Annotated in this window: 12 protein-coding genes; 5 read left to right on the plus strand and 7 right to left on the minus strand. The window is 62.2% G+C overall.

The features are described 5' to 3' along the window. Positions 1-188: 188 nt before the first annotated feature. Positions 189-1,472 carry an FAD-dependent oxidoreductase gene (locus ACFY9W_RS25580; RefSeq protein WP_391136506.1) on the plus strand — a complete coding sequence of 428 codons (1,284 nt, stop codon included), beginning with the start codon at positions 189-191 and terminating at the stop codon, positions 1,470-1,472. Between the two features lie 111 nt (positions 1,473-1,583). On the opposite strand, the gene ACFY9W_RS25585 is transcribed toward ACFY9W_RS25580, so the two are convergent. Next, positions 1,584-2,261, minus strand: a complete 678-nt coding sequence (locus ACFY9W_RS25585; protein ID WP_391136509.1) for a peptidase C39 family protein — start codon at positions 2,259-2,261, stop codon at positions 1,584-1,586. Positions 2,262-2,483: 222 nt separating this feature from the next. Between ACFY9W_RS25585 and ACFY9W_RS25590 the strand changes: the two genes are divergently transcribed. After that, positions 2,484-2,663, plus strand: coding sequence for a hypothetical protein (locus ACFY9W_RS25590; protein ID WP_391136511.1), 180 nt, complete (start codon positions 2,484-2,486; stop codon positions 2,661-2,663). A gap of 129 nt (positions 2,664-2,792) precedes the next feature. On the opposite strand, the gene ACFY9W_RS25595 is transcribed toward ACFY9W_RS25590, so the two are convergent. Together ACFY9W_RS25595 and ACFY9W_RS25600 are read right to left on the minus strand one after the other, a co-directional pair. Beyond that, a complete protein-coding gene (locus ACFY9W_RS25595; RefSeq protein ID WP_391136514.1) occupies positions 2,793-3,545 on the minus strand; it encodes a TerC family protein in 753 nt (250 codons plus the stop codon). Between the two features lie 29 nt (positions 3,546-3,574). Further along, positions 3,575-3,814 carry a hypothetical protein gene (locus tag ACFY9W_RS25600; RefSeq protein ID WP_391136517.1) on the minus strand — a complete coding sequence of 80 codons (240 nt, stop codon included), beginning with the start codon at positions 3,812-3,814 and terminating at the stop codon, positions 3,575-3,577. A gap of 131 nt (positions 3,815-3,945) precedes the next feature. Here ACFY9W_RS25600 and nhaR point away from each other — a divergent pair, with 131 nt between their 5' ends. From nhaR to ACFY9W_RS25615, 3 genes are all read left to right on the plus strand, one after another. Continuing rightward, entirely contained in the window at positions 3,946-4,839 is an 894-nt protein-coding gene (nhaR, locus tag ACFY9W_RS25605; protein WP_391136520.1) for a transcriptional activator NhaR, read from the plus strand. Between the two features lie 166 nt (positions 4,840-5,005). Then, complete coding sequence (gene sstT, locus ACFY9W_RS25610) at positions 5,006-6,217, plus strand: serine/threonine transporter SstT (protein WP_391136523.1); 1,212 nt, start codon at positions 5,006-5,008, stop codon at positions 6,215-6,217. A gap of 177 nt (positions 6,218-6,394) precedes the next feature. Further along, a complete protein-coding gene (locus ACFY9W_RS25615) occupies positions 6,395-7,042 on the plus strand; it encodes a DUF480 domain-containing protein (protein ID WP_391136526.1) in 648 nt (215 codons plus the stop codon). Between the two features lie 4 nt (positions 7,043-7,046). Here the strand turns inward: ACFY9W_RS25615 and ACFY9W_RS25620 are convergent, their stop codons facing one another. From ACFY9W_RS25620 to gorA, 4 genes are all read right to left on the minus strand, one after another. Next, a complete protein-coding gene (locus ACFY9W_RS25620; protein WP_274080506.1) occupies positions 7,047-7,235 on the minus strand; it encodes a hypothetical protein in 189 nt (62 codons plus the stop codon). A gap of 169 nt (positions 7,236-7,404) precedes the next feature. Beyond that, positions 7,405-8,967 carry an alkyl hydroperoxide reductase subunit F gene (gene ahpF / locus ACFY9W_RS25625; protein WP_391136530.1) on the minus strand — a complete coding sequence of 521 codons (1,563 nt, stop codon included), beginning with the start codon at positions 8,965-8,967 and terminating at the stop codon, positions 7,405-7,407. 123 nt (positions 8,968-9,090) lie between these two features. Further along, positions 9,091-9,654: an alkyl hydroperoxide reductase subunit C gene (gene ahpC / locus ACFY9W_RS25630; RefSeq protein WP_003250537.1), complete on the minus strand. Its 564-nt coding sequence runs from the start codon at positions 9,652-9,654 to the stop codon at positions 9,091-9,093. Between the two features lie 268 nt (positions 9,655-9,922). Beyond that, entirely contained in the window at positions 9,923-11,278 is a 1,356-nt protein-coding gene (gorA, locus tag ACFY9W_RS25635; protein ID WP_391136534.1) for a glutathione-disulfide reductase, read from the minus strand. Positions 11,279-11,426: the final 148 nt, after the last annotated feature.

An 11,426-nucleotide genomic window follows, 5' to 3' on the forward strand; every position in this document is an offset into this window, starting at 1 on the left:
ATTCTACGCATTCCTAAAACCCTGTCAACACTTTTTTTCGCGCTAACTCACTGAATCTTAAACTCTTTATAGAAAGACAGGCTGGCTGCACCCCGTAAAGGATTTTCATCAGACGACTAGCGGGTGTTTATTATTATTGATAGCATCGGTACATTCGTTAAAAATATAAAACACGAGGTTCCTGCAGCATGGCTAACACCCCCTACCCCCAGTCCTACTACGCCGCCTCGGCCAACCCGGTGCCGCCACGTCCGGCGCTGCAGGGTGAGGTGGAAACCGATGTGTGCATCATCGGCGCCGGTTACACCGGCCTTTCCAGCGCCCTGTTCCTGCTGGAAAACGGCTTCAAGGTGAGCATCGTCGAAGCGGCCAAGGTCGGCTTTGGCGCGTCGGGCCGCAACGGTGGCCAGATCGTCAACAGCTACAGCCGCGACATCGACGTCATCGAGCGCACCGTTGGCCCTAAAGAAGCTCAACTGCTGGGCCACATGGCCTTCGAAGGCGGGCGCATCATTCGTGAGCGCGTGGCCAAGTACAACATTCAGTGCGACCTGAAAGACGGTGGCGTGTTCGCCGCCCTCACCAGCAAGCAGATGGGCCACCTGGAGTCGCAAAAGCGCCTGTGGGAACGCTTTGGCCACAACCAGCTGGAGCTGATGGACCAGAAGCGCATCCGCGAAGTGGTTGCCTGCGACAGCTACATCGGCGGCATGCTCGACATGAGCGGCGGCCATATCCACCCGTTGAACCTGGCCCTGGGCGAAGCGGCCGCGGTCGAGTCGCTGGGCGGCGTCATTTATGAGCAAACCCCGGCCATCCGTATCGAGCGTGGCGCCAACCCGGTGGTGCACACACCACAGGGTAAAATTCGCGCCAAGTTCATCATCGTCGCCGGCAACGCCTACCTGGGCAACCTGGTGCCGGAGCTGGCTGCCAAGTCCATGCCATGCGGTACCCAGGTGATCACCACCGAGCCACTGGGCGAAGAACTGGCACGTACCCTGCTGCCGCAGGACTACTGCGTGGAAGACTGCAACTACCTGCTCGACTACTACCGCCTGACCAGCGACAAGCGCCTGATCTTCGGCGGTGGCGTGGTGTACGGCGCGCGTGACCCGGCCAACATCGAGGCGATCATCCGTCCGAAGATGCTCAAGGCCTTCCCGCAACTGAAGAACGTGAAGATCGACTACGCCTGGACCGGCAACTTCCTGCTGACCCTGTCGCGCCTGCCGCAGGTTGGCCGTATTGGCGACAACATCTACTACTCCCAGGGTTGCTCGGGCCACGGCGTGACCTACACCCACCTCGCGGGCAAGGTACTGGCCGAGGCCCTGCGTGGCCAGGCCGAGCGTTTCGACGCCTTCGCCGGCCTGCCGCACTACCCGTTCCCGGGTGGCCAGATGCTGCGCGTACCGTTCAGCGCCCTTGGTGCCTGGTACTACAGCCTGCGCGATCGCCTGGGCTTCTGATGTAAGCAGGCCTGGCCTCTTCGCGGGCACGCCCGCTCCCACAGAATTTGTGCAGGTTGCATGGTTTCTGTGGGAGCGGGCGTGCCCGCGAAAGGGCCGGTACAGGCAATATTACTTATTCAGGCTATTTACAGCCTGCTTCGCCGCAACCTCCTGCCCCGCCCTCGACAGCTCATCCGCCGCCTGCAACCAGCGCTGACGGTCCACCTGGGCCGGTAGCTGCCGTGGTGGCTGCACCAGCACCGCCCAACTCCCCTGCTTCGCCCACGCCGAGGCAAACTCGTCGAACGCCATCACCTGCCGCCGGTGCATGCCTGCGCGCAACAGCACCCGCTGCTTGTAGCGGTCATAACCGATCAAAACGGCATAACGGGGCTCGCCCCACCAGGCCGAACCGTCCTCGTAACGCAGCAGCACCGGGTTGCCCGCCGCCACCTGAGTCAGCAGCGCGTCCATTTGTTTGTCCAACGGGTACACGACCATGCCGTACTCCCGCGCCACGCGGGGGATGCCCGTGCCCAGCGCTTCAACACCCTGGGGCAGGTTCAGCGGCTTGTCCAGCAGCCCTGGCGTAATAGGCGCCCCCTGTTGCGACAGCATCGTCGCCAGGGCCATGGCGCCGCTGTGGTTGGCGTTACCGCGGTAGAACGGCACGCTGCTGATCTCGACCCGCTGTGGCAAGCCCTTGAGGTTGGCGGGCGGCGCGCTGGCACAACCGGCCAGGGTGGCCGCCATCAGGCAGGCAGCCAGCAGCCGGCGGGGGGCGGTTTTGAAGGAATGTTGCTGCATGGACACTCGCTTGCTTCAACGCCAGGCAGGCAGCGCCCGGCTCTGGCCACCGATCATAGGTCCCACAGCGGCGCGGGTATAGTCCGACAGCGGTTAGGAGCGAATCGGACTCAGCAATAGACCTTTGTTCGATGGAACGTCACAGGCGAAAGGCTAGACTAAAGCAGTGTCTGGAAGGCAAGTGCCGGTATCGGGCGCTTGGCCGTAGAGATGGAGGCACAGATGAGCCTGACCATGGCAATCCTCATGCTGGTGGGCATGTGGCTGAGCGTTGCAGCCGCCATGTTATGGGGTGTACTGCGTATCGTGCGGCGTCATGCACAACATCACCACCTGCCACCGCAGGCCCCCGCCAAGCCACAGCCCGTGCGGCGGGCGCGGCGGCATGCCGGGGTGCACTGATCCTGGATTTTCATCAAGCCATTCGCGGGCTCGCCCGCTCCCACAGGCACTGCGTAGCTAGCTGGCTAACGCGGGCCCTGTGGGAGCGGGCGAGCCCGCGAACGGGGCGCAAAGCGCCCCGCCTGTACATCAACCCTCAGCCGCCTCACGCTTGAGCCGCGCCCGGCGTGCAAAGATATTGAGCATTTCGATCACCGTCGAGAACGCCATGGCCGCATACACATAACCTTTCGGCACATGGGCACCAAAGCCTTCGGCGATCAGCGTCATGCCGATCATGATCAGGAAGCCCAGGGCCAGCATGACCACCGTCGGGTTGTCGTTGATGAAGTTGGCCAGCGGGTCGGCGGCAACCATCATCACGATTACAGCCGTTATCACGGCAATGATCATGATCGGCAAGTGTTCGGTCATGCCTACGGCGGTGATGATGCTGTCCACCGAGAAGACGATGTCCAGCAACAGGATCTGGAAGATCGCCGCAGCAAAGCCCAGGGTAACCGTGGAGCCGACCTTGGCTTCTTCCTTGGCACCGTGCGGGTCGACGCTTTCGTGAATTTCCTTGGTCGCCTTCCACAGCAGGAACAGGCCACCGGCAATCAGGATCATGTCCTTCCACGAGAAGGCGTTGCCGAACACTTCGAACACCGGGTCCGTCAACTGGACGATCCAGGCCACCGTGCTGAGCAAGGCCAGGCGCATGACCAAGGCCATGCTGATACCAATACGCCGCGCCTTGGAACGGTACTCCACCGGCAGCTTGTTGGTCAGGATGGAGATGAAGATCAGGTTGTCGATACCCAGTACAACTTCCATGGCCACCAGCGTAGCCAGGGCAATCCAGGCGGTAGGGCTAGCGGCGAGTTCCAGCAAGTATTCCATTGTTCAAATCCTGCAGCGGCGGTTGGGGGTCAGATTTCCTGAGTGTCTTTTTTCTTGTCGGCATCCTCAGGCTTGTGCCCTTCGGTACCGATGGCTTCGCTCAACGCCTGCTGGGCGGCCTTGTTGGTGTCGTCGATGGCCTGTTTGGCCGACTGCGCGGCCTGGTCGAGCATCTGCTGGGCAGATTTTTCGGCCTGGTCGCAACCCGCCAGGGTGAACAGCGCCAAAGCCAGCACCAACGGGGTGCCGATGGATTTGAGTTGCAGCATGGTGTCCTCGCTTGAAATATCCCGGCGGCGCATAGCGCCTGATGCCGTGCATTCTAGAGACGCCGATAGTTCAGGAAAATTCGTATTTTCATGGCGTATACTTCGGTTTTTACGAATCCGGACGACCAACGGTGCTCAACTATCGCCAGCTGCATTACTTTTGGGCCGTGGCCAAGACTGGCAGCATTACCCGCGCCAGCGAACAGCTGAATCTCACACCACAAACCATCAGCGGGCAGATTAGCCTGTTCGAGCAAACCTACGGCCTGGAGCTGTTCCAGCGCGCCGGCCGGCAGCTGGAGCTGACCGAAACCGGGCGCCAGACGCTGGTGTATGCCGAGCAGATGTTCCAGATTGGTGGGGAACTGGAGGCCATGCTGCGTGCAGGCCCGCAGGAACAGATCCTGTTCCGTGTAGGCGTGGCCGACGTGGTGCCGAAATCCATCGTCTACCGCCTGCTGGCGCCGACCATGGAGCTGGATGAGGTGCTGCGCATCAACTGCCGCGAAGACAAGCTCGAGCGGTTGCTGGCAGACCTGGCTATCCAGCGCCTGGACCTGGTGATTTCCGACAGCCCCATGCCCAGCCACCTGGACATCAAGGGTTACAGCCAGAAGCTGGGCGAGTGCGGGCTGAGCTTTTTCGCCACCCCGACACTCGCGCAACGGCTGGATGGCCCCTTCCCGGCTTGCCTGCACGACGCCCCACTGCTGGTGCCCGGCCAGGAAACCGTGGTGCGCAGCCGCCTGCTGCGCTGGCTGGGCGAGCAACAGGTGCAGCCGCGAATCGTGGGCGAATTTGATGACAGTGCCCTGATGCAGGCGTTCGGGCAGTCGGGCAGCGGCATTTTCGTGGCCCCCAGCGTGATCGCCGAAGAGGTATGCCGCCAGTATGGCGTGGAGCTGATCGGGCAGACCGAGGCCGTGCATGAGTCGTTCTATGCCATTTCGGTGGAGCGCAAGGTCAAGCACCCGGGGATCGTGGCGATTACCGAGGGGGCGCGGCGGGAGTTGTTTCATTGGTGACCGAGGGGGCCTTTTCGCGGGCACGCCCGCGCCCACAAGATCTGCGTTGGTCTCGAAAGGTGTGCTGTACCTGTGGGAGCGGGCATGCCCGCGAAGAGGCCAGAACAGCCCTACAAGGCTCTATGGTAAAGTCCCGCCCTTTCCAGATTCCGAGATACCGCTGCACATGACGCCCCTTCTCCGCCTCCTCAACCGCACCAGCCTGGTGACGCAGATCGTTATCGGCCTGCTCGCCGGCATCGCCCTTGCCCTGCTTGCGCCTGCGCTCGCCCGCGACCTGGCCTTCATCGGCAAGGTGTTCGTCAGCGCCCTCAAGGCTGTTGCACCCGTGCTGGTCTTCATCCTGGTCATGGCCTCGATCGCCAACCACCGCCACGGGCAGGAAACCCACATTCGCCCGATCCTCTGGCTGTACCTGCTGGGCACCTTTGCCGCAGCGGTGGTGGCAGTGGGCGCCAGCATGCTGTTCCCGTCGAACCTGGTACTCAGCACCGGCGAGGCCACCCTGAGCGCGCCGGGCGGCATCACCGAAGTCATGCAAAACCTGCTGCTGAGTGCGGTCGACAACCCGATCAACGCCCTGCTCAATGCCAACTTCATCGGCGTACTCACCTGGGCCATCGGCCTGGGTGTAGCCTTGCGCCATGCCAGTGAAACCACCCGCAATGTGGTCGACGACCTGTCCAACGGCGTAACCCTGATCGTGCGCGTGGTCATTCGCTTCGCCCCGCTGGGCATCTTTGGCCTGGTCAGTTCCACCCTGGCCCAGTCGGGCTTGCAGGCACTGCTCGGCTACCTGCACCTGCTGGCCGTGCTGATCGGCTGCATGCTGTTCGTGGCGCTGGTGATGAACCCGCTGATCGTGTTCTGGAAGATCCGCCGCAACCCCTACCCGCTAACCCTGCTGTGCCTGCGCGAAAGCGGGATTACCGCGTTCTTCACCCGCAGTTCGGCGGCCAACATCCCGGTCAACCTGGCGCTGTCGGAACGCCTTGGCCTGCATGAAGACACCTACTCGGTATCGATCCCGCTGGGCGCGACCATCAACATGGCCGGTGCGGCCATCACCATTACCGTGCTGACACTGGCTGCGGTGCATACCCTGGGTATCCCGGTGGACTTGCCAACGGCCGTGCTGCTCAGCGTGGTGGCTGCGGTATGTGCCTGCGGCGCCTCGGGCGTGGCCGGGGGGTCGCTGCTGCTGATCCCGCTGGCGTGCAGCCTGTTTGGCATCCCAAGCGAAATTGCCATGCAGGTGGTGGCAGTGGGCTTCATTATTGGCGTGTTGCAGGATTCGGCCGAGACGGCACTGAATTCGTCGACCGATGTGTTGTTCACTGCGGCGGCTTGCCAGGCTGAAGAACGGCGTAACGCTTGAGATTGCCGGGGCCGCTTTGCGGCCCATCGCCGGCAAGCCAGCTCCCACAAGTACAGCGCCGGCCCGGGCAGTGTGCAGAAACGGTGGGAGCGGGCTTGCCCGCGAAGAAGCAGATGATTGCTTAAGCCAGGCGCTTTACCTAGGCTAGTGGCCTTTCCCCAGCAATGAGACAGGGCCATGTCAGAACACGAAACCGCAGGTGAAGGCCGCTTCAGCAGCGTCGAGGTCCGCATTCTCGGCGCGCTGATCGAAAAGCAGGCCACCAGCCCTGAAAGCTACCCACTAACCCTCAATGCGCTTGTCCTGGCCTGCAACCAGAAGACCAGCCGCGAGCCGGTGATGAACCTTACCCAAGGCCAGGTCGGCCAAGCCCTGCGTACCCTTGAAGGGCAAGGCATGACCCGCCTGCAGATGGGCAGCCGTGCTGACCGTTGGGAACAACGGGTGGACAAGGCACTGGAACTGGTGCCGGCACAGCTGATACTGATGGGCCTGATGTTCCTGCGCGGCCCGCAAACCCTCAACGAACTGCTGACCCGCAGCAACCGCCTGCACGACTTCGACGACACCGAGCAGATCCAGCACCAGTTGGAGCGCCTGATTTCGCGCGACCTGGCCTTGCACCTGCCACGCCAGGCCGGCCAGCGTGAAGACCGCTACACCCATGCCCTGGGCGACCCGGCAGAGATCGAGGCGATTCTCGCTGCGCGCCAGCAGGAAGGTGGCGCACGCAGCAGTGGCGCCAGTGTGTCGGAGGAACGCATCGAAGCCCTCGAAGCGCGCATCGCGGCGCTGGAGGCACGCCTGGCCGAGCTGGAAGGCTGAGCCGTCACGGCTCGCGGTCGGGGAAGTTGCGGCAGCTCTTGCGCTCGGCCAGCTCCCGGTCACTGGGGCGCTGGTCGACGAACACGGTGCGGCCGTCGGCGTAGATTTCCAGGTAGCCCCAGTGCAGGTCCTGCTCTGTTTGCCCGGGCTTTGGGGGGACTAGCCACCAAGGTTCGCGGCTGATCAGGGTCATGGGTGTGATTCCTGAGGGGATCTGCAGTAATCATAGACACCCTCAGCCTCATATCTGTCAGTGCTGACGCATTCGCGGGCTTGCCCGCTCCCACAAGGGTCTTCACAGTCATCAAGACGTGTGCAGTACCTGTGGGAGCGGGCAAGCCCGCGAAGAGGCCGGTACAGGCTTACGCCGGTGCCGAAGTACGGATCAGGTGGTCAAAGGCCGCCAACGAAGCCTTGGCCCCCTCACCTACCGCAATCACGATCTGCTTGTACGGCACGGTCGTCACGTCACCCGCGGCAAACACGCCCGGGATGCTGGTCTGGCCCTTGGCATCGACAATGATCTCACCACGCGGCGACAGCTCGACGGTGCCTTTCAGCCAATCGGTGTTCGGCAACAGGCCGATCTGCACGAAGATCCCTTCCAGCGCCACCTCTTGTTGCTCGTCGGTGGTGCGGTCCTTGTAGCGCAGGCCGGTCACTTTCTCACCATTGCCCAGCACCTCGGTGGTCAACGCACTGGTGATCACCTTGACGTTCGGCAGGCTGTGCAGCTTGCGCTGCAACACCGCATCGGCACGCAGCTGGCTGTCGAATTCGATCAACGTCACCTGGGCGACGATGCCGGCCAGGTCGATGGCGGCTTCTACACCCGAGTTGCCACCGCCGATCACCGCCACGCGCTTGCCCTTGAACAGCGGGCCGTCACAGTGCGGGCAGTAGGCCACGCCACGGCCGCGGTACTCCTGCTCGCCTGGCACATTCATTTCGCGCCAGCGCGCACCCGTGGCCAGGATCACGGTCTTGGCCTTGAGCGAGGCGCCACCGGCAAGGCGTACTTCGTGCAGGCCGCCGTCAGCGGCCGGAATCAGCGCTTCACCGCGTTGCAGGTTCATGATGTCGACGTCGTACTGCTTGACGTGTTCTTCCAGCGCCGTGGCCAGCTTAGGCCCTTCGGTCTCCTGCACCGAGATGAAGTTCTCGATGGCCAGGGTATCAAGCACCTGGCCACCGAAACGCTCGGCAGCAACCCCGGTGCGGATGCCTTTACGGGCGGCATAGATGGCCGCTGCGGCGCCAGCCGGGCCGCCGCCGACCACCAGTACATCAAAGGCGTCCTTGGCGTTGATCTTCTCGGCCTGGCGAGCGCCGGCGCTGGTGTCGATCTTGCCGAGGATTTCTTCCAGGCCCATGCGGCCCTGGCCGAACACTTCGCCGTTCAGGTAGATGCTCGGCACCGCCATGATCTTGCGCGCTTCCACTTCGGCCTGGAACAGCGCACCGTCGATGGCCACATGGCGCACGTTAGGGTTGAGCACCGCCATCAGGTTAAGCGCCTGGACCACGTCCGGGCAGTTCTGGCACGACAGCGAGAAGTAGGTTTCGAAGGTGAAGTCGCCTTCCAGCGCCTGGATCTGCTCGATCACTTCGGCACTGGCCTTGGACGGGTGGCCACCGACTTGCAGCAGCGCCAGCACCAGCGAGGTGAATTCGTGGCCCATGGGGATGCCGGCAAAGCGCAGGCTGATATCGCCCCCCGGGCGGTTCAGCGAGAACGATGGGCGACGGGCATCGGTGCCGTCCGCGCTGAAGGTAATCAGGTTCGACAGGCTGGCAATTTCCACCAGCAGGTCATGCAATTCGCGGGACTTCGCGCCGTCGTCGAGGGAGGCAACGATCTCGATCGGCTGGGTGACCCGCTCCAGGTAGGTTTTCAGTTGCGATTTAAGCGTGGCGTCCAACATACGGGCGATTCCTTTTCAAAACACGGATACAAAAACGCCCAGGCGATGTCGCCCGGGCGTTTGACGGGGCGGTGAGTACTTCAGCTTTGGCGGCTGCTCACCGCCCGCAAGGTGCACATGACCTTAGATCTTGCCGACCAGGTCCAGCGACGGCGCCAGAGTGGCTTCGCCTTCTTTCCACTTGGCCGGGCACACTTCGCCTGGGTGAGCGGCAACGTACTGGGCAGCCTTCACTTTACGCAGCAGTTCGGCAGCATCGCGGCCTACACCACCGTCGTTCAGTTCGACGATCTTGATCTGCCCTTCCGGGTTGATCACGAAGGTACCGCGGTCAGCCAGGCCGGCTTCTTCGATCAGCACGTCGAAGTTGCGCGAAATGACGTGGGTCGGGTCACCGATCAGCGGGTATTCGATCTTGCCGATGGTGTCCGAAGTGTCGTGCCAGGCTTTGTGGGTGAAGTGGGTGTCGGTCGACACGCCGTAGATTTCCACACCCAGCTTCTGGAACTCGGCGTAGTTGTCAGCAAGGTCACCCAGCTCGGTCGGGCATACGAAGGTGAAGTCGGCCGGGTAGAAGAACACGACAGACCACTTGCCTTTCAGGTCGGCTTCGCTGACCTGGACGAACTCGCCTTTGTGGTAGGCGGTGGCGTTGAACGGTTTGACCTGGCTGTTGATGATTGGCATGAGAGACGCTCCTTCATGGGGTTGGAATCAGTTGATGGATAGAATCCTAACTAATCATCCCGCTGAAGGCTCATTGGCAAAGCTCATGCTTGCGATTGGTTTTGGCTATAACCGGGGTTTATTAATAGAAGGGAATGGGCTGAGCAAAGGATTGCGCAGCATTCACTGGCCCTATCGCCGGCAAGCCAGCTCCCACAGGTACAGCGCAGCCCCATGGACTTGTGCAATACCTGTGGGAGCTGGCTTGCCGGCGATGAGGCCAGTGGCATTAACGAGTAACTGTGCGCATGGTCACGAATTCTTCGGCTGCCGTCGGGTGCACGCCGATGGTTTCGTCGAACTGCTGCTTGGTCGCCCCGGCCTTCAGGGCAACGCCCAGGCCCTGGATGATCTCGCCGGCATCCGGGCCAACCATGTGGCAACCCAGCACCTTGTCGGTCTCGGCATCCACCACCAGCTTCATCAGGGTTTTTTCCTGGATATCGGTGAGGGTCAGCTTCATGGCGCGGAAGCGGCTTTCGAACACCTGCACCTTGTGCCCGGCCTGCAGCGCCTGCTCTTCGGTCAGGCCAACAGTACCAATCGGCGGCTGGCTGAACACCGCAGTCGGGATGTTCTGGTAATCCACCGGGCGGTATTGCTCTGGCTTGAACAAGCGCCGCGCCACTGCCATGCCCTCGGCCAAGGCCACGGGGGTCAGTTGCACACGGCCGATGACATCGCCAATGGCCAGGATCGACGGGGCGGTCGTCTGGTACTGCTCATCCACACGAATGTAGCCCCGCGGGTCCAGCTCTATCCCGGTGTTTTCCAGGCCCAGGTTGTCCAGCATCGGGCGCCGCCCGGTGGCGTAGAACACACAATCTGCAACCAACTCGCGGCCGTCTTTAAGGGTGGCCTTGAGGCTGCCGTCTTCAAGCTTGTCGATGCGCTGGATGTCAGCGTTGAACTGCAAGTCGAGGCCGCGCTTTTCCAGCTCTTCCTTCAGGTGCGTGCGCACCGAGCCATCAAAGCCACGCAGGAACAGGTCGCCACGGTACAGCAGCGTGGTGTCGGCCCCCAGGCCCTGGAAGATGCCAGCGAACTCGACGGCGATGTAACCGCCACCCACCACCAGCACCCGACGAGGGAGGTCCTTGAGGTAGAAGGCTTCGTTGGAGGTGATGGCCAGGTCCTTGCCCGGAATGTCCGGCACCTGTGGCCAGCCACCTGTTGCGATGAGGATGTGCTCGGCGGTGTAGCGCTGGCCTTCGACTTCCACTTCATTGGCGCCGGTCATGCGCGCATGGCCCTGCAGCAGGGTGACACCGCTGTTGACCAGCAAGTTGCGGTAAATGCCGTTGAGCCGCTCGATTTCACGGTTTTTGTTGGCTATCAGGGTACCCCAGTCGAAATGCCCTTCTTCCAGGGTCCAGCCGAAACCTGCGGCCTGCTCCAGTTCGTCAGCAACATGCGCGCCGTACACCAGCAATTTTTTCGGTACGCAGCCAACGTTGACGCAAGTACCGCCCAGGTAGCGGCTTTCGGCCACTGCCACCTTTGCACCAAAGCCGGCGGCAAAGCGCGCCGCGCGCACGCCGCCAGACCCGGCGCCAATCACGAACAGATCAAAATCGTAGGCCATGTATTCAGTCTCCTAGGCAGGCGCCCAGCATAACGCCGTTGGCCGCCGCAAACAAAAAAGGTTCTTCACGGATTGCCGGGAAAGTCATTCTTGATCTTCATGAAAAAGAACTCGCTGTCCCGGTAGCCGTAAGCCATCCGCTTGATCA

The sequence above is a fragment of the Pseudomonas sp. NPDC008258 genome, from assembly GCF_042956345.1.
GTDB lineage: Bacteria > Pseudomonadota > Gammaproteobacteria > Pseudomonadales > Pseudomonadaceae > Aquipseudomonas.